This window comes from Solibacillus sp. FSL R7-0682 (genome assembly GCF_038005985.1).
Lineage (GTDB): Bacteria > Bacillota > Bacilli > Bacillales_A > Planococcaceae > Solibacillus.
This window is the reverse complement of the sequence record NZ_JBBOUI010000001.1, coordinates 437,670-456,192: the sequence shown is the minus strand read 5'-3', so window position 1 is coordinate 456,192 and position 18,523 is coordinate 437,670. Positions and strand designations below refer to the sequence as shown.

The 18,523-nt window shown below is 35.6% G+C and carries 20 protein-coding genes, 1 pseudogene and 1 riboswitch; of the genes and pseudogenes, 6 read left to right on the top strand and 15 right to left on the bottom strand.

Translation table 11 applies throughout. From position 1 onward, the window contains the following. Window positions 1-137 precede the first annotated feature (137 nt). The 5 genes from MKZ17_RS02295 to MKZ17_RS02275 form a co-directional block, all read right to left on the bottom strand. On the bottom strand, window positions 138-842 hold the full coding sequence (locus MKZ17_RS02295) for a thiamine phosphate synthase (protein WP_340722197.1): 705 nt from the start codon (window positions 840-842) through the stop codon (window positions 138-140). A gap of 1 nt (window position 843) precedes the next feature. Continuing rightward, on the bottom strand, window positions 844-1,143 hold the full coding sequence (locus MKZ17_RS02290) for an MTH1187 family thiamine-binding protein (protein ID WP_340722196.1): 300 nt from the start codon (window positions 1,141-1,143) through the stop codon (window positions 844-846). 3 nt (window positions 1,144-1,146) lie between these two features. Further along, complete coding sequence (thiM, locus tag MKZ17_RS02285; protein ID WP_340722195.1) at window positions 1,147-1,983, bottom strand: hydroxyethylthiazole kinase; 837 nt, start codon at window positions 1,981-1,983, stop codon at window positions 1,147-1,149. A 154-nt stretch (window positions 1,984-2,137) separates the two neighbouring features. Further along, window positions 2,138-2,237: riboswitch (TPP riboswitch) on the bottom strand. Window positions 2,238-2,514: 277 nt separating this feature from the next. Next, entirely contained in the window at window positions 2,515-3,297 is a 783-nt protein-coding gene (locus MKZ17_RS02280; RefSeq protein ID WP_340722194.1) for an SDR family oxidoreductase, read from the bottom strand. A 17-nt stretch (window positions 3,298-3,314) separates the two neighbouring features. After that, window positions 3,315-4,085 (bottom strand): SDR family NAD(P)-dependent oxidoreductase, encoded by a 771-nt coding sequence (locus MKZ17_RS02275; protein ID WP_340722193.1) that lies wholly within the window; start codon window positions 4,083-4,085, stop codon window positions 3,315-3,317. Window positions 4,086-4,225: 140 nt separating this feature from the next. Between MKZ17_RS02275 and MKZ17_RS02270 the strand changes: the two genes are divergently transcribed. Continuing rightward, the gene (locus tag MKZ17_RS02270) at window positions 4,226-4,819 is read left to right on the top strand and encodes a TetR/AcrR family transcriptional regulator (protein WP_340722192.1); all 594 of its coding nucleotides are present in this window, start codon (window positions 4,226-4,228) and stop codon (window positions 4,817-4,819) included. A 123-nt stretch (window positions 4,820-4,942) separates the two neighbouring features. Here MKZ17_RS02270 and MKZ17_RS02265 read toward each other — a convergent pair whose 3' ends face one another. The 4 genes from MKZ17_RS02265 to MKZ17_RS02250 all read right to left on the bottom strand — a co-directional run bounded on the left by MKZ17_RS02265 (window position 4,943) and on the right by MKZ17_RS02250 (window position 8,170). Further along, the gene (locus MKZ17_RS02265) at window positions 4,943-5,635 is read right to left on the bottom strand and encodes an ABC transporter permease (RefSeq protein ID WP_340722191.1); all 693 of its coding nucleotides are present in this window, start codon (window positions 5,633-5,635) and stop codon (window positions 4,943-4,945) included. After that, on the bottom strand, window positions 5,632-6,366 hold the full coding sequence (locus tag MKZ17_RS02260; RefSeq protein WP_340722190.1) for an ABC transporter ATP-binding protein: 735 nt from the start codon (window positions 6,364-6,366) through the stop codon (window positions 5,632-5,634). Before MKZ17_RS02260 ends, MKZ17_RS02265 begins: the two co-directional genes overlap by 4 nt. Continuing rightward, window positions 6,363-6,806: a helix-turn-helix domain-containing protein gene (locus MKZ17_RS02255; RefSeq protein WP_340722189.1), complete on the bottom strand. Its 444-nt coding sequence runs from the start codon at window positions 6,804-6,806 to the stop codon at window positions 6,363-6,365. The genes MKZ17_RS02260 and MKZ17_RS02255 overlap by 4 nt, the downstream gene beginning before the upstream one ends. Before the next feature lie 257 nt (window positions 6,807-7,063). Further along, a complete protein-coding gene (locus tag MKZ17_RS02250) occupies window positions 7,064-8,170 on the bottom strand; it encodes a TolB family protein (RefSeq protein WP_340722188.1) in 1,107 nt (368 codons plus the stop codon). A 354-nt stretch (window positions 8,171-8,524) separates the two neighbouring features. On the opposite strand from MKZ17_RS02250, the gene MKZ17_RS02245 reads away from it, so the two are divergent. Then, the gene (locus MKZ17_RS02245; RefSeq protein ID WP_108712406.1) at window positions 8,525-8,725 is read left to right on the top strand and encodes a cold-shock protein; all 201 of its coding nucleotides are present in this window, start codon (window positions 8,525-8,527) and stop codon (window positions 8,723-8,725) included. 137 nt (window positions 8,726-8,862) lie between these two features. Here the strand turns inward: MKZ17_RS02245 and MKZ17_RS02240 are convergent, their stop codons facing one another. After that, on the bottom strand, window positions 8,863-9,408 hold the full coding sequence (locus MKZ17_RS02240; RefSeq protein ID WP_340722187.1) for a DUF3267 domain-containing protein: 546 nt from the start codon (window positions 9,406-9,408) through the stop codon (window positions 8,863-8,865). 272 nt (window positions 9,409-9,680) lie between these two features. Here MKZ17_RS02240 and MKZ17_RS02235 point away from each other — a divergent pair, with 272 nt between their 5' ends. Next, window positions 9,681-10,100 (top strand): hypothetical protein, encoded by a 420-nt coding sequence (locus MKZ17_RS02235; RefSeq protein WP_340722186.1) that lies wholly within the window; start codon window positions 9,681-9,683, stop codon window positions 10,098-10,100. Between the two features lie 240 nt (window positions 10,101-10,340). On the opposite strand, the pseudogene MKZ17_RS02230 reads toward MKZ17_RS02235, so the two are convergent. The 3 genes and pseudogenes from MKZ17_RS02230 to MKZ17_RS02220 form a co-directional block, all read right to left on the bottom strand. Further along, window positions 10,341-10,808 (bottom strand): annotated as a pseudogene (locus MKZ17_RS02230) (GyrI-like domain-containing protein); the annotation flags it as partial. Between the two features lie 658 nt (window positions 10,809-11,466). Then, on the bottom strand, window positions 11,467-11,688 hold the full coding sequence (locus tag MKZ17_RS02225; RefSeq protein WP_340722185.1) for a hypothetical protein: 222 nt from the start codon (window positions 11,686-11,688) through the stop codon (window positions 11,467-11,469). A gap of 139 nt (window positions 11,689-11,827) precedes the next feature. Next, a complete protein-coding gene (locus MKZ17_RS02220) occupies window positions 11,828-12,181 on the bottom strand; it encodes a MerR family transcriptional regulator (protein ID WP_340722184.1) in 354 nt (117 codons plus the stop codon). 74 nt (window positions 12,182-12,255) lie between these two features. On the opposite strand from MKZ17_RS02220, the gene MKZ17_RS02215 reads away from it, so the two are divergent. Continuing rightward, the gene (locus MKZ17_RS02215; RefSeq protein ID WP_340722183.1) at window positions 12,256-12,942 is read left to right on the top strand and encodes a type 1 glutamine amidotransferase domain-containing protein; all 687 of its coding nucleotides are present in this window, start codon (window positions 12,256-12,258) and stop codon (window positions 12,940-12,942) included. A gap of 62 nt (window positions 12,943-13,004) precedes the next feature. Continuing rightward, complete coding sequence (locus MKZ17_RS02210) at window positions 13,005-13,634, top strand: nitroreductase family protein (protein WP_340722182.1); 630 nt, start codon at window positions 13,005-13,007, stop codon at window positions 13,632-13,634. Window positions 13,635-14,043: 409 nt separating this feature from the next. Here the strand turns inward: MKZ17_RS02210 and MKZ17_RS02205 are convergent, their stop codons facing one another. Further along, the gene (locus tag MKZ17_RS02205; RefSeq protein ID WP_340722181.1) at window positions 14,044-14,979 is read right to left on the bottom strand and encodes a DNA/RNA non-specific endonuclease; all 936 of its coding nucleotides are present in this window, start codon (window positions 14,977-14,979) and stop codon (window positions 14,044-14,046) included. A gap of 269 nt (window positions 14,980-15,248) precedes the next feature. Next, window positions 15,249-16,616, bottom strand: coding sequence for a 23S rRNA (uracil(1939)-C(5))-methyltransferase RlmD (gene rlmD, locus MKZ17_RS02200; protein WP_340722180.1), 1,368 nt, complete (start codon window positions 16,614-16,616; stop codon window positions 15,249-15,251). 198 nt (window positions 16,617-16,814) lie between these two features. Between rlmD and MKZ17_RS02195 the strand changes: the two genes are divergently transcribed. Beyond that, a complete protein-coding gene (locus MKZ17_RS02195) occupies window positions 16,815-18,500 on the top strand; it encodes a methyl-accepting chemotaxis protein (protein ID WP_340722179.1) in 1,686 nt (561 codons plus the stop codon). The last annotated feature ends 23 nt before the right edge of the window (window positions 18,501-18,523 follow it).

The following is an 18,523-nucleotide window of genomic DNA, read 5'->3' as shown; positions in this document are numbered from 1 at the left end:
ATTGTCTTGTAAGACAATTTAAGGCGATTCAAAGTATTTAGTACAATTAGCTGGGTTAAGCCTGGTAAAATACCGAACTCAACCCAGTCAATCATTTTACGAGTGTAAGCATTAAAAGTCCAATTTACTAAATACTTTTATCTAGCTTTATGAAGGTTCCAGGCATTTACTAAATTTGTTGCCTCCAGCATTGGATTGTCTGCCTCAGCCACAGCTGATACAACAAAGAATCCATCTACTCCTGTTTGTGCAAGAGGATGTATATCAGCGAGCTTTACACCACCTCCAACAACAACTGGTATCGAACTAAGCTCAGAAATTTTAGCAATTTCATCAAAATTTCTCGTTATGATTTTACCATCTTTCCCAAGTCCACAATCGGGTTTTGTTTGAGTTTCACGCAACGGTCCCACGCCAAAATAATCAATTTGAGAAACATCCTCTGTTTTTATATATTCTAGCAATTCATCTGCTCGGGCAGATAAACCTATAATGAGATCTTCCCCTAGATAATCTCGACAAACATCCACAGGTATATCCGTTTGACCTATATGAATACCATCCACTTTAATCCCTAGTTTTCTCGCAGCTAAAACCACATCAAGTCGGTCATTTACAAGTAGTGTAACCTCTTGGGATTTTCCAACCTCTTCAATGACCTCTGCCGCTTGACGCGTTAGCTGAATTAACTCTCTAGCAGAGGCAACTTTCGAACGAATTTGTATACAAGTAAAACCTGCATTTACTGCATCTTTAATAATTGCCGAAACTGAACGCCCTTTTGTATTTTCAGGCCCTACAACTAAGTATGCTGAAATATCGAGTTTTTTTACAATACTCATATTATCCTCCTAAAATATAATTTACTTTTTCGATTTTCGTATTGATCGTATTTGTATATCCTGGGCGAATATCGGCTTTTAAGACCACTTCTGTTCGAATACCTTTTTCAGCAAGGATAAATGTTGCTTTTTTTACTACTTCCATTACTTCATCCCATTCACCCTCAATCTCAGTAAACATAGATGTCGTTCGATTTGGTAATCCCGACTCTCGAATAACTTTTATAACTTCAGCTACCTCCTGTGCTAATTCATTACCCACACCAAGAGGCGCAATAGCAACCGCTACTAATGTATTCACAAATTAAACCTCCTCTATATCAAATGGATTGTTTGCAATGTCTTTAGCCGTAGCTTTATACAATTCATCCAGAAACTGAACTTGGAAACTCCCTGGACCATCCACCTTTAGTTCAGCCCGTTTACCAGCCATATTGTACACCGCAGAAGCAGTAAGTGCCGCAATAAATGGCGAAGTTGCTGTTGCATAAACAGCCACGACTCCACCTAACGAGCAACCTGCACCCGTAATTTTCTCCATGAAATGTGATCCTCCATAAGAAACAGCCATAATAGAGCCATCTGTTATTAAATCCGTTTCACCGGAGACAGCAACAGCTCCACCTGTCCACTTAGCAAGAGCAATAGCTGCTGTTTTAGCTGCATTTACTGAATCCGTAGAATCAACACCTCGAACATTCGACTCATTTGTCCCTCCATCTAATCCCCATAAACCAGCTAATGCAATAATTTCAGAAGCATTCCCTCTAATAATTGTTGGTTTATATACCTTAAATTGCTCTAAAAGCTCCGTTCTAAGTGAACCAATACCCACAGCAACCGGGTCCAATACCCATGGCTTTCCTGTTTCGTACAACACCTTTGCTACATAAGGTAATGTCTCTTCGTAAATTGGTAACAGCGTTCCCACATTGACATACGTAGCTCCGCCAGCTTTTGCTAAAAACTCAGCTTCATCTGGCAAGTACACCATAGCAGCCGATCCACCAACAGCAAGCTGTGCATTTGCTACAAGATTAATTGTGACAGAGTTCGTAATGGAACCTGCCATCGGATTCGTCCTTTTTACCGTTTCAACCGCCTGAATAATTTTACTTTGAGTCTCCTGTTTAACAGCCATTTTCCAATCACCCTTCTATTTACATTCTTAATACGAACGAATAGATCCACAAAACAGGGGCTAACAAATATGAGAATTCACTAAAGCTTTATAAAACAAAAAAGTGCTCTCCTATTTAAATAAAAATAGGAAAGCACAATTCAACTATTGCTTATAAAACTAATGAATCGCTTCCCTACGCCAGTGTTAACTGACAGGTTCAAAGAGTCAGGTTTTAACCTTCTCAACTCCTAAGAGTCCCCCCGCAATATATGCTATTCAGTTTTTCTTTCATACTATCAACTGAGATGTTGTATGTCAAATTGACAGAATTAGTTCGATAATCTGAGCATTGCAATCCTCTCACAATATGCTTTAATTTCAAGTTTTAAACTAATACTATATTCCCTACTGAAACAAAGATAGTTAGTCTTGCTTCATTTAGAACGAAAAAAAGAACAAATCCTCAAATAAGGATTCGTTCTTCATAATTTTAAAACTAACTTAACTCACGTCACAAGTAATAAATGTGATGAATTCATATGAAAAAAATTAATATTTATACGATTGACCGCCATCGATTGGTACAACGACACCATTAATGAAGTCTGCTTGGTTTGAAAGTAGGAAGGCAACTAAGTAACCAACTTCTTCTGGTTTCCCGAAGCGGCGCATTGGGTTTGGTTTTACGAATTCTTTACCTACCTCTTGCCAATTATCACCACCCATTTGACGTAAAGATCCCTCTACCATAGGAGTCATTATAGCACCTGGTGCGATTGCTTTAATAGAAACTCCAAATTGACCATATTCAATTGCAGAGTTTCGTGTTAATCCGACAACACCATGCTTGGATGCTGCGTAGCCAGATTGATTTCCAACACCACGAATACCACCGACAGATGCTGTATTTACAATTGACCCTGCCCCTTGTTCTTTCATTACTTTTAATACGTATTTCATACCGTAGAATACTCCATTTAAGTTGATAGAAACAACTTTTTGGAACTCTTCAATACCAAAGTCTTCTGTTAAATTTTGTTTTCCTTCGATACCTGCATTGTTAAAGAATCCATCAATTTTTCCAAACTTTTCTACAGTTGTATCTACAAAAGCTTTTACAGCATTTTCATCTGCTACGTTTGCTTCAATTAAGAGCATTTCAGCCTGTGGTGAAATTGCCAGTACTTTTTCTTTTGTTTCAATTAACCCCGCTTCATTCAAATCTACTAATACAAGTTTGGCACCCTCTTCTGCTAATTGAAGTGTTGCTGCTTGTCCAAGTCCAGATCCTGCACCTGTTACAATTACTACTTTTTCTTCAAAACGTTTCATGTACGTTCCCTCCATTGTTAAATATTATATAATGAACCATCTACTGTGTAAGATGAAGAGCTTACATAAGAAGCTTCGTCTGATAGTAAAAATGCAATGACAGTAGCAACTTCATGTGGTTCCCCATAACGCTTCATCGGAACAGCATCTTTATATGCAGTTTGTGCAGCTTCTGCAGCACCCGGTGCAACTTTCTCCTCAATCTGGCGCATCATTTGAGTATTAATAACACCAGGATTTACTGTATTCACACGCACATTAAAAGGAGCAGCTTCTAACGCGGCTACCTTGCTTATGCCCATTAGTGCATGTTTCGACGAATTATACAGCACCATATTTGGCGAACCAATTAATCCAGCAACGGAAGCTGTATTAACAATCGAACCTGCGTTTTGCTGTTTCATTATTGGCATTACATATTTTAAACCGTAGAAAGCACCTTTTACGTTAATGTTATATACGAAATCAAAATCTTGTTCCGTAATTTCTTCTAAAATTTTTGCTGGGCCTTCAACCCCTGCATTATTTGCAAATCCGTCAATACGACCGAATTTTTTTACTGTTTGATCCACATAATTTTTAACTTCTGCTTCTTTTGAAACATCTGCCTTTAATAGTAAGACACGATCTTCATGTAAATTAAGTTCCTCTGCAACCGCTTTCACAGCAGATTCATTTAGATCCACTAGTGTTAACTTTGCTCCTTCACCTGCAAGCTTACGTGCAATCTCTTTACCGATACCTCCTGCAGCACCTGTAATAATTATTACTTTGTTTTCAAATCTCATTTTGTCTACCTCCCCTAAAGATTCTAGTTACATTTATAGCTTACTCGGTTTCACTTTCTGTAAGCCATCCTTAATATTTGCTATAATGTAGAAGAAACCAACACTTTTAATCAATCTGTCTAAAAGTAGGAGAGAATTTGATGAAATCCAATTCCAATCAAGCTTTACGTACAAAGCATTTCTTGAAAAAGGCATTTATTGAAATGGTACATAAAAAGGGATTTAGTGCTGTGACAGTGAAGGACATTGTAGATTATGCCCAATATAATCGAACAACCTTCTATGTGTACTATCAAAACATATATGATCTTGTTGAAGAGTTAATGGATGAGAAATTTGAAGCTATTCAGTATTACAGCATGTCTAAATATAAAAGTAATAGTCGAGTGAAAGTACAGGAGTTAACTACAAACTCCTTCGAATTATTGTATTACATATACGATCACCGCGATTACTTCACATTACTACTTTTAGAAGATACGTTACCTCGTATTCACCAACAATTACCTGAGGCAATTTTTAATTTACTGAAAAATAATTTCGATATTCAATACGGAGTGGCTCTTGTTGATGATTACTCCCAAAAGCGCTATATGGCCTATGGGACGGCGGGGTTGATTTTGGACTGGATTGCACAAGATTTTAATGTGACCCCTGGTGAAATGACAGAACGTCTCATACGTATTTTAAACACCTTTGCAAAAGGTTTTATAATAAAAGAAATAGATGCTTAACAAACTTTAGATAGATTTATCATCTGCCCATCACGTCATTACATATGTCTGCTTCAATTCAATCGCTAGTGGTTCTTAAACCCGGGAACATGTATTTCTGGGTTTTTTGTTTTTCTACTTTACTTATTCCACCTGCATTTTCTTTTTGAACATCGCAATTGCTATTATTGATATGATGATGCCATATCCGAGTACCCACCATAAATGAGGGAAGATGTTACCGTATTCCCCATTAAGTGCTGCTTTCCCCATATCGACCGCATGGACAAATGGTAAAATATATGCAATGTCTTTAAATAAACCTCCAATAAGATTCAAGTCAAACCATACGCCCGAAAGCCACGCAGATAAATTTGTCAAAAGTGTGCCACATAATAACCCAAGCCCAATAAAAATAAGTGAAGTCGGGATGAGTAAAACGATTGCCCATATCATAGAAATAGAGATTGATAGTCCCATAAACATCGCTACAATATAACAGACAATTCCTTGCACGATTGACATCATAAGTAAAGGTACAGAATAGCCCATAATAAAGTCTGCGGATGTCATTGGTGTTGTAAAAAGCCTTGTTAAAAATGAGCTTGCTCGATCTTTTGATAAAATTTGTGCTGTAAAAAGTGCCATAAAGGATAGGCCAAATACTGCAATACCAGGAGTTAGGGATGCGATATTAAAAAGATCGACCGGAATGCTCCGGTTTATTGCAGATAAAAGCAGTAATAATACTATTGGGAAGCCAAGTCCAAAGAACAGTGATAATGGATCCCTTACAATTTCCATTGTTGTTCTATTTGCAAAAACAAGCATTTTCATCGTGTATCACCTTCCGTTACAAAATAAACGAATGCATCCTCAAAACTCTCCGTATTAGCTTTCTCGATAAGCTCCTGAGCCGAACCAATTGCTTTAATCTGCCCGTCCTTCATTATACAAATCCGATTAGACAATGCTTCTGCTTCCTCTAAGTAATGCGTCGTTAAAATAATCGTAGTTTTTTCCTTTAGCTTTTCAATTAAAGCCCAAAGTTCACGGCGTCCTATAATATCTAACCCAAGTGTTGGTTCATCTAAAAATAAAATGCGGGGCTCACTAATTAAAGCCATCGCAATGCTCAATTTACGCTGCCAACCACCGGATAACGTTTTACTACGTTGCTTTTCATAAGGGTGTAGTGAAAACTGAGCAATCATTTCATCGGTTTTTATTTTTGTTTTCTCTTTATTAAAGCCATGCACTCCAGCCATTAGCTCTAAATTTTCACGTACCGTTAAATCAGGAGCAATCGCTGTCTCTTGCGGGGATACAGCAATCGCAGTACGCACTTGTTCAGGTTCTTTTGTGATACTTTTCCCTAACAATGTTGCATCACCACTTGTAGGCTTTGTTAAGCATGATAGCATTTTAATTAATGTCGTTTTTCCTGCTCCATTTACACCTAGCAGGCCAAATAGTTCTCTTTCTTGGATTGACAAAGAGACGTTATTGACAGCATTTTTTGTGCCATATATTTTCGTTAACGCGTTAATTGTAATGGCGTCGTTCATTTATCTTCCTCCTGCTTAAAATTTAGGTTGACCATATTAAAAAAGCTACTCATCATTTGTTCTGGTACAATGGCAATTCCGCGCTCTTCATCCCCAACGATGATGAGCCTATCACCTGATTTTAAGTGAAAAAGATCCCGTGCCTTTTTGGGAATGACAATTTGTCCCCGCTCACCTAGCGTAGCAATTCCAAAAAAATGCTTTCCTTTCGGTGGTACTCCTAAGCCATTTCCTTGCTCATTAAAATTCACAAGATTATCTAATGTAACATTGTAAAGCTTTGCGAGTTCCATACAATATTGAATATCGGGAGTAGATTCCCCTTTTTCCCATTTAACTATCACTTGCCTAGATACATTTAAACGTTCTGCTACTTGCTCCTGTGTAAGCTGATGCTGTATACGTAAATTTTTTATATTCATATTAATCATTTTTTTCATACCTCCTTATTTGATTATCGTCTAATAAAAGAGAAATCGTCTACCTACATTCATCGACTTCCATGTTACGATTCGTAGCAAATATAAGTAGTAATTAATCATTGTTCCTTTACTATTCTTACCTGTAATCCAATATAAAAAAGAACGAATTCCTAGAATAAAGAGGATTCGTTCTTGAATATTTTATTTACTAATTCCGTCCAAATCAAAAGCTTAACCATTTTTTGTTAAACGGTTTTACTCATCAAGTCCTCCTTCTATTTTAAATAGATGATACTGCTGTTATAGATTCTCTCATCCAGTTCTGTAAAGGAAATTTTTTCACTTGAAGGGCTCCATGTAATTTTTGCGAATCCGACATTTTGAGCAATTTGAATGGATTTTCCAGTTGAGACATCGTATAAGTATAGTCCTTTACTGTTTACACCATTGCTAACTGAATCTAATTGATATGCAATCATTTGCTGATTGGGAGACCAGGACGCACCTGTCACATCAGAACCTTCCGTAATTGTTCTTTGTCTAGTTCCATCGGCATCAGCAATTACTAGCCTTTTCGTAGAATCTGTTACTTGAGTAACCAGAATTTGTTTTCCATCAGGCGAAAGTGTAATTCCATCCGTATTTTCTAATTGTAGATTTCTTTTTTCTTTAGTCATCAGGTCCAGCATATATACTTGGGGGAACGGACTGTCTGTAGTTATATAATAAATTTTATCCTGTATTTTTTGAACTGCGAATAAGTGCTCATCCTGAAGCTCCGTAATTTGAGTTACAATACCTCTCGTGTCAGCCATATATGCCCCACCACTATAGGAAGCACCGATTACATTTTGTTCGTCAGTCCACTCAGCAGTATAGGCGCTACTAATATTTTCCTCCGTCACAGAAGATTGCTCTCCATTATCTAAACTGTGTAAATAATAAGCTACATCCCCAATCGAATATTCATAATACAATAGGTGTTTTTTATCTGGAGACAAAACCGCCCCACCGAGAAACATATTTTTTGCTGTCTTTATCGTTTTAAATTCTTTTGTATCCAAATTGAACAAATATATACTTCTAGGGTAAAACTCGGCATTCTCTAAAAGATTCATTTTTCCAAGTTCTTTATTTTCTTTTGCGAGGACAACAGTCTGTTCATCGAACCAGTCGGTAATTTCCATCCCTTCATATTTTTCAATTTTTTTTATGGATACAAAGTCTAGATTGGTTTCAGTGGTTTCGGTTTCACCCTCTTTAATGCCCTCAACTGGCTCTTCAATTCCATTTCCGTTTTCCTCCTTGGTCATACTGCAAGCAGAAAGAGTTAAAAAGACAATTAAAAGCATCATAATTTTTAAAAATTCCACCTTTTTCATTTGAATCATCTCCTTGTGTATTACCTTATGTAAAAAACATCTACTATCCTATACTAATAATTAATTAATTTATTTTACTTAGGTTAAAATGACTTGCTCCAAGTGGTCTAAATACATCAATTTGACGGCTGCACAATGCGAGATGGGGGAATCGAATTGAATAATCGTTTCTACACTAGACAAATGTAAGTTATTGTTATACACTATATTTAATAAGATGATTTACAAAATAACAATAAATTCACCTATTACAAAGAGTATTCGTGTTTTATTTGGTACTTTTTGTAATACGTGAATTTTTTCTTTTTGAGGAAATTTAATCTTATTAAATACAATTTAACGGAGGTCATTTAAATGACACAAGGTACAGTAAAATGGTTTAACGCAGAAAAAGGTTTTGGTTTTATCGAAGTTGAAGGTGGAAACGACGTATTCGCTCACTTCTCAGCAATCCAAGGCGACGGTTTCAAATCTTTAGACGAAGGTCAAAAGGTTGAATTCGAAGTTGAAGACGGTCAACGTGGCCCACAAGCTACAAACATCGTAAAACTTTAATTTTAATGATGTAACCATATAAGAGGCATCCTTTCATTAGGGTGCCTCTTTTTCTTATAGACTTTATCGAACTTTATAAAAAAACTTACCAAATAGTTGAAGTGAAGTTTGTTACTATTATGTATTGATCAAGAAATTTAATTCTTTTCTACCCGGTAATAACCTCTGAAAAAGAGTGAGTTCTTCGGTTTAATGAAAATTAAAAATGAATTGATAATATCAGAGGCACTAATCAATAAATTTAGCCCGCTTACAAATAGCAAAATGGATTGCAAATTTCCTGATACAAAGAAAGAAGCAATGGCAGGCATTACAGATAATACAATGAGTGGCAAGGTCATAAAAATCCAAAACCTAGCTTTAGATAAAACCGCATCTGTATGTATCCAAAAAAACATTCCGCGAAATGTTAAGCTAATGTTCCCTTCTTTCTTTACAACAACGATGTGAAGAAATTCATGGAATATGAATACTAAAATACCTATAAAAATAAGAATATATATATCAACAGAATTAAACCATGTATATAGAAAATTTGACATAAGAAGAAAAATAATAATCTGAAGTACATAAACAAACTTCATATAGTGTTGACGAAACCAATCATTTTTTATAAACGGAGTCCACTTTACCAAATCAATACTAATTTTTGGCAAATGTTGAAACCATAGTAACTTAAACATTTATTCATCCCCTCCAAATTTTCAGTTAGTAAAGTAATCCAATCAAATACCTTTATTAACACCCCTTTATAATTGTATAAATTATCCATATTAAAATAAACAGTAAAATTTATATTAACACAGTGAAAATTTTCATTAAACCCAACCAAGCAACCGCTAATCTCTTATGTACCGGATGCATAGATAATTGTAATTAAATCCAATAATAGAAACATCTTTTCTTCGTGGTTTTTAAGAAGTTGTGCTATATTCATAGTGTCAGGAGTGAGTTGATGAAAAAGTTTTTAACAATTACCGCAATAATTCTTGTTTTACTTGGAGCAGCTGGCTATGCTGTGTGGCATTTTGGGACAAATATCGCTTCCGAGAAAATAATTAAAAAAGTGGAATCTACATTAGATGATAAAAACCTAGAAGAAGTAAAATCTTATATCGAAAACGATTCGATGGTTCAAGAAATTGTGAACGAGGCAGCAACTACAAATCCGGATACGCTTCCCTTCCAAACTAAGGAAGAAGCGACACGTGTGTTAATTAAAAAAGTGGGCGTAAATCGTTTATTAGATATTCAGGAACAAGCACAAAACGGTTCAATTAGTAAGGATGAAGTATTATCTGAAATTGAAGGTAAACTGTCTGAAGATGAAATTTCTGCTTTAAAATATGTTTTATATAAGGAATTAAGTAAATAAAACTTGCCATTAGATTCAAATATATAAAGTACCTGTGGTGTTTAACTGCAGGTATTTTTTATTCCATCTACCCATATGTACAGTCCCAATGCGGATACAAGATGTTTATAAAGCAATGTTAAATCGCTCGTTCCCCTTCTTCTGATAACGTTTCTTAAGTATGCATCCTCCACTTCCAATTAATCACAAAAATCATGCTATTCCTTCATTAGCTATTAATTTTCATTTACGCTCTATTATTTATTTAGCAACTACTGGAACCCAAAGTTCGTTACGAGGTTTATGCTTTGGTGGATAATAGCATTCGATACACGGTATATTAGCAAGTTCATATCCGGAATTCGGAAGCCATTCTGTATATAGTCGATTCCAAGTTTTACTGATACTTGGAAAAACAGCCCATGTACTATGTGTAATAGTGAAAGTTTCCATATCACTTGGGATCTCGCCATTATATCGGACACCCATAAAGTAAGTAAATTCATCATCCATTATAGCTGCATCGTTTCCACAAACGCCTAGCAGACTTTCAAGTGTGCATTTTGGTTCTTCCCATGACATATCAATTAACTTTTGCATAAATCCGTCTTTTTTGGCACTACTCCAAAGCGAAGGAATTGCTTTAAAGGCTTTGCTTGTTTTGACAACTTTACCTTTTCCCATCACTTTTAAATCAAAATCTATCTTTTCAATCCGATACTCCATTTCGGGTCACCCTTTCACTCTATATATTTTTTTGAAAAGCAAATGAGTCTCAATCTTTGAATCACTTTTAATTTCTATAGTGCTTTTGAATACTCCTTCTTTTACTATCCTTCTGCATTATTCGCCGACAAACAAAAATAACTCAATACAAATTTAGACTCTAATATAATAATAAAAATAAATTAGAGGGGGTGCTTACATATGAAAAATCATAATAGATTTTTCAATACTTCTACTACTCATGCAAAGCCTTTTATTAGAGCGACGATCTTTGCATGGGGTAAAATGTAAAATTTATCGTCAACAAAGATATTCTAATATTTTGGCTTTGCACCTTATTTTTACACAATTAAATAAGGAGCGAGCAAAATTGAAATATACAAATGCCCAAAAAGTGTTACCTAAAAAATTGATTGAATAAATTCAAAAATATATTCAAGGTGAAACGATTTATATACCGAGGCAAGAAAGTGAAATTAATAAAATAAATAAAAGTACCTGTTTCCTCCTTACTCCTCCGAATATTAATGCAATATATCAGTTTATCAGTCACGTTATACAAATACGTATTTTACTCCCTCTCTATAATCTAATCAGTGTGTTGAATAATGAAAATGCCCCCAAAGCGGTGTTTAGGGACGTTATTAGGGCTTCCAAGAAATTATTTAGTTAATTTTCTCTTTTTAAATTGTTTTATGGAGTTAATACCCATTATTATTGACACTACTACTCCTATCACCCATAAACTAATATAGCCAATCCCTTTACCCTCTGAAACCCCTCGAAATATCATACTTCCCGAAGAAATTGCTAAAAAAAAGCTTATATAAATATAGATATGATAAAACTGAGCTTCGTCTTCTTTTTTAAGGTAGTTTTTCAATTGTATCCCCACTCCTAACACCATTTCTTCTTTTAAAATAAGATGCGAGACACACTCAACATGCCGTAAGGGCTAAGGGTGGACATGTCAAATAAAGAGATGTGGTAGAATCACTCAGCTTAATCGTTACAGGTTATTTTTAATCTGAATCTGATAATTTAATAATAATTTTCTGATCAATTTCACTAATAAAAGAATTTAAAACATCAATTTGCTCTTCTAATTTTTTCTTGTGCTGAATTAATATTGCTTGCGTATTAATCTCTTCTTGTTCTAATCTCAACATTGAAATATTTTCTCTTATATCCTCAATTGACATGCCTAGACTTCGAAAACATTTAATTAGTTTTAAAAGTTCAATATCTTGTTCGTCAAATATTCGATGCTCTTGTTCATTTCTTTTTATTGGTGGAATTAAATCTATCTTTTCATAGTATCGAATTGAACTTGCAGGAATTTCAATTAAGAGGCTCGCTTGTTGAATTGTATACACAATGTGTCCTCCTTGACTTAAAGTATGGTTTAACCTTTAAGCTTGATATTATCAAACAAAAAGGAGCTTGTATAATGAAAAAGATTTTATTAGTCGTAACGAATATTTCTATGTATCCTAATTTACAACGTGCAACAGGATTATGGTTAGGGGAAGCTGTTCACTTTGCAGATGAAATTGAAAAAGAAGGTTACCAAATTGATTATGTGAGCCCTAAAGGTGGTCATACGCCACTTGACCCACACAGTTTACAAGCTGATCAAATGACCGAACTAGATTGGAAATATTACGCAAATGCTGATTTCTTAAATAAACTAAGCACTACTTTATCGGCTGACTCTATTAACCCGAATGATTATGATGCTATCTATTATGCAGGTGGTCATGGAGTTATGTGGGATTTCGTAGAAGATGAAAGCCTACAAAACATTGCAAGTACTATATACGCTAACGGTGGCGTTGTTTCTGCTGTTTGTCATGGAGTTGTTGGATTGTTAAATATTAAAAATGGTGACGGGGAATATTTAATTAAAAATACTAAAGTAACTGGTTTTACTAACACAGAAGAAATTGCTGTTGGACTAGATAAAGTCGTTCCATTTTTAACTGAAGATGAACTAATCCGTAAAGGGGCTATTTATGTAAAAGGTGCAGATTGGTCAGTATTCACTGTAACTGATAATCGTATCGTCACAGGTCAAAATCCCGCATCAGGTGGTGCAGTTGCAAAAGATGTAATTAAATTATTAAAATCACTTTAATCTTCACCTATGTAAAATTACGTTTAAATAACTTCTTACAGAAATAATAGAGGATGGTAAATATGCTACAACAAAAAACAGCTTTAGAAAAATTAATGGATGAACGTAAATCAGTGCGTAAATATCAGCCTGGTGTTACAATTCCTCGTGAAACAATTCAACATATCCTAGAGCAAGCAACATCAGCTCCATCATCAAGTAACTTACAACCTTGGCGCTTTCTTGTTATCGATGATCAAGAACAAAAGAAAGAATTGCGTATTGCTGGTTTTAATCATGAACAAATTGAAACATCATCAGCGATTATTGCTGTTTTAGGCGACAATGAAATGTATAAAAACGCAAAACAAATTAATGATTTAAATGTTGAACTAGGCTATATGCCACGTGATATTGCTGATATGATGATTTCAAATTCCGAATCTGTATATAGTAGTTTTTCTGAAATTGAACGCACAAACATTGCTCATTTAGATGTCGGTTTAATTTCTATGCAAATCGTACTTTTAGCGAAAGACAAGGGCTATGAAACCGTAATAATGGGTGGCTTTGATAAAGTAGCTTTCGCCAAAAAATACGAGCTTCCTGCAAACGAATTACCGATGGTTTTAATTGCTATCGGAAAAGCTGCCGCACCTGCACGTAATTCATCTCGCTTACCATTCGAACAAATTATTCGTTTTTCTAACTAAAATTAGTTTTTTTAATAAAAAAGATACTTCAACAATTCTTAGCAACCGACAAGTCTGCGATTATGCGCTAGTTAAAATTGCTCAAAGAATAACAATATGTCGAACATAAGCGTAATGTCATACAAAATAAATCATTTAATGCATCATCATTTTAACCTCAAAAAAGCTGTGCTAAAATCTCCTACAACGTGGATTTTTGACACAGCTTTATTTATTGTACTTTCTATACTAACACCAACCAAGCGACCGCTTCACAATGTATGTATTTGAATAAATTTAGTTACATTAAATATAGAAGTAAAGGCAAGTCTCTCTTGAAACATAAATATAAAACAGGCTAGATTCTTGTAAAAGAACCTAGCCTGTTTCACTAATCCATTCACTTTCTGCTAACATTTCTCCTAAATGCTTACTCACCTACCATACCGTCATTATCATTATCACGCATATATGGGTATAACCAGTGATCTCTCGTTATTGGCATACTATAACCTGCTGCTTTTGCTTCTTTGATTGTCACTTGTCCATTCCCGTCAATATCAACACTAGTAATATCACCGTTTGTATTTGAATTAGCTGAAGCGGAAGGTTTACTACTTATTAACCCGAGTGATGCATTTACTTCATCAGGGTTCACATTGTTAAATTTATCAACAATCACGTTGCCCATTAAAGTATACGTATACTGATAACTTGAAGGAATCTGCGTTTCTGTATTGGGATATGTGATAATAGCTTCGAAATTACTAGCTCCACCTGCTTTACGGATTGCATCTTCCATATAAGCTTGATCACCATGTCGGTTGAGCGTACTCTCTTGTGGGGTAATATTATAAGCATTAGATACTCCGCCGAGAGAATCAGCGATAACATGCCCTTCATCTAAATATTTATTTTCAACACCTGGAACCTTTGCTTCATCGCGGTAGTATCTGCCAGTTGATAATACCGGTTCGGTACGGTCATCTTGTAGAATGATTTCGTTAGCAATGACACGTACTAATTGCCCGTACTCATTCGTAAACGCCCAATATTCACGGTCCCCATAACCAATATCAACAACGACTTTAGATTCACGATAACCAGATAAGTTACCACCATCAACTTCAATAAGTTTGTATCCTGAGAACAGTTCATTATTTAGTTGAATTGGTGTTTCTTCTATTACTGGTTCATCATTAACCGTAGTGATAGTTTTTTCTTTTTCACTATTTTTAATTGTATTATCTGTGGTCACTTCTTGTGAATCTGTTTCTCTATCTGTAATGGATGCATCTTCTAAGTTGGTGCAACCAACCATAAAAATGGTCGTTAGCAAGATTAAATAGTTCATTTTCTTTTTCATTTTGGGACACCTCTATAATAGTTTCATCTTGTTCATTATTAAAATCTCAGAATGTTAACATAGCTTAACATTGTAAACCTATAAAATAGTACACTTCAAGATTAATTTTATTTCGGTAGATACTTTGATTGAAATGCCAAAAAGCCCGGATTCGTATTATAACAAACCCGGGAATTATTGAATCAGCTTCGAAATTCGGAAATGTTAATCTAAATTCAGCCCTAAAATCGGAACTGTTAATTTTTGTTTCAGTAGTCTTTGTTTTGGAGTTACAAGGCTAACTCCAACCAAGCGACCGCTTCACAATGAGTCGTATGAGGGAACATATCAACTGGCTGTACTTCCTGCGTCTTATATCCACCATCTTCTAAGATGCGAAGATCGCGGGCAAGTGTAGCTGGATTACAGGATACATACACGACACGTTTAGGCTTTTGTTCGATAATTGTGTTAAGTAATGCTTCATCGCAGCCCTTTCGTGGGGGATCCACTACTAATACGTCCGCTTCTTTTCCTTCTTTGTACCAGCGGGGAATTACTTCTTCAGCTGGACCTGCTTCGAAATATGTGTTTGTAAAGCCGTTTAACTCAGCATTACGCTTTGCATCTTCAATTGCTTGAGGCACAATCTCAACACCCATCACATGGCCTGCTTTTTGTGCTAAAAATAGCGAAATCGAACCGATTCCACAGTAGGCGTCAATAACGCGTTCATTTCCTTCAAGCTGGGCATAATCTAATGCTTGTTTATACAATACTTCCGTTTGAATTGGGTTCACCTGGTAGAATGAGCGTGCTGAAATTTCAAAGCGTACGTCTCCGATTGTATCCTCAATCGTATCCTTGCCCCAAAGGGTGATCGTTTCATCACCAAAAATCACATTTGTTTTTTCGCTATTTACGTTTTGGACGATCGATGTTACGTTTGGTACAAGTTCACGAATTTTCGTAACAGCTGCTTCTTTTTGTTGGAATTTCTTCGTTTTCGTTACTAGAACGATCATTACTTCGCCTGTTGCACGGCCTTTACGCACAACTACATGACGTAGCATCCCTTGATGGGACTTTTCATCGTACGGTCGAATGCCTAGAGCAGCTAATTCTCCCTTTAATTGCGCCATCATCACATCGGCTTCCCCAGTTTGAATTAAGCAACGCTCCATATCAACAATATTGTGGGATTTTGTTTTGTAAAAACCTGCTACAGCTTGTCCCGCCTCATTTTGGGCGAATGGAATTTGTGATTTATTACGGTAATGCCATGGCTCCTTCATGCCTTTCACTGGAAGAACCGGTACATCAATTTTGCCTAAACGCTTCATGACATTTCCGACCATCTTTTGCTTCCATTTAAGCTGTCCTTCATACGAGAAATGCTGTAATTGACAGCCACCACATTGTGCGAAATAAACACAAGGTGCATCAACACGGTCAGGCGATTTTTCGATTATTTCTACCACTTTCGCAAAGCCGTAATTTTTTAATGTTTTTAATACATGCACTTCGACTGTTTCGCCTGGAAGTGCTCCTTGTATAAATAAAGGATAGCCATTTATTTTCGCTACTCCATTACCGTCATGGGTTAAATCTTCTATATAAACGTTTGTACGATCATTTTTTTTAATCGGTGCAGTCATTTCAATTTCTTCCTCTCAATTCAATCTCTATATTGTACCATGTCCTAATTAAAATGCACTCGCAAATCATTTTCGAACAGTTCTGTATATTACTATTTATATAGTTTTTTACAATTAATACCTATATAATGAACATACAACTTACAACAAAACTACCTAAATTTATTACATTATATTCTTACAAGGAGCTAAACAATAATGTCAGTACGAAAAAGACTAAATATCGGATTTATTTTATTGGAAGTTATTTTGTTATTATCTATTGGCTTTGCCACTATACAATTTTTTAGAGTAGGAACGGAAGTATCACAAGCGGTCGATGTACATATGGCACAAATCGAACGTATTAATGACATCCAACAAGATTTACTATCTCAAGGGGTTTATGCACGTGCTTATGCGTTGGATCCTTCGCAAAAGAATTTAGACTTCCTTACTACTCATTCAACAAACCTAGCTCAACTAGTTGAAGAAGTACAAGCAAACAACAAAACGAAAGCTGCTTCATCTTTAATTTTGAATTTAAAGGACCAGTCAATTATTATTCAAGACCAAATCGATGAAATGATTACTCATGTTAAAAATCGAGAAGTACCCGCTACTCTTTCTCTTATTAACGGTAATTATACTACGACAAGTTCCTTTACGAAGGACATAACGGAGAAAATCGAACAAATCGAAAACGAGCAGCTCGATCAAGTTGTTGAAAATACGCAAAGGATGATTTCTCTTTCTACTATTATTTCGATTATCTTTATTATTATTACTATTAGTGTTATCACATGGTTTTTGTTTTATATAAAGCGTGGCATTACAAAACCTCTTCAAGTTATTGCTAAAGATTTAGAGGAGATGGCAAACGGGAATCTAGCACAAAAGCACGAGCCTGTAAATTCAAAGGATGAAATCGGGCAACTTTCTCGTTCATTTATTTTACTGCAACATAATTTTGAGGAATTGTTGTTGAACATTCAGCATAATTCCAATGAATTAAATAGCTCTGCTAATCAGCTCTTGGAAAATAGCCAAGTAATCTCAAAGGAAACAGAAGAAATTAAACAATTAGTGCACAATACAGCACAAACGTCTAGGTCGATGTCTATTGGTGCCTCTGAAAGTGTTGCGGCCGTAGATGAGACATCAAGTGGAATACAACAAATTGCACAATCAACTCAGGAGCTTCATAATGGCGCTTTATTATTAACGAAATCTGCTAATACAGGCGTTGAAGTCGTTGAAGAAGCAAAAAATCAAATGGAATCCATCTATCAAGCAACAGAAACAATTGCTGTCTTAACGGATACATTAATTAAGCAATCCGAGCAAATTAGCTTCATCACGCAAGCTATTACAGATATTGCTGATCAAACAAATTTACTTGCTTTAAATGCAGCAATTGAAGCAGCACGTGCTGGAGAGCAAGGAAAAGGATTTGCTGTTGTAGCAGACGAGGTTCGAAAGCTAGCCGAACAATCGAAGCAATCTGCCAATCAAATAGTTAATTTAACAGAGACGATTCAAGCAGATTCTAAAAATGTCGGTCAGGCAGTTGTTGATAGTCTTGAATCCGCTAAGCAAGGTGTAGTAGTAATTGACCGTGCCGGTATGTCCTTCCATTCCATGTCTGAAAACGTTTATTCAATGACAGAACGTGTAGAACAAATCGCTGCAACAGCACAACAAATTGCAGCAAGCTCTGAAGAAGTGGCCGCTGTTATTACTGAAATTTCGTATGGCGCTGGAAAAACAACTGAAAATGTCAATGAAATTGCAGCTGCAACGGATCAGCAAGTAGGCGTTGTAAAGCAAATAGAAGCATTATCAAGCCGCTTAGATAAACAGGCGAAAGAGTTACAACAAAGCATGCAACGATTTTCTTTATAAATAAGAAGGACTGTATGAGCTCT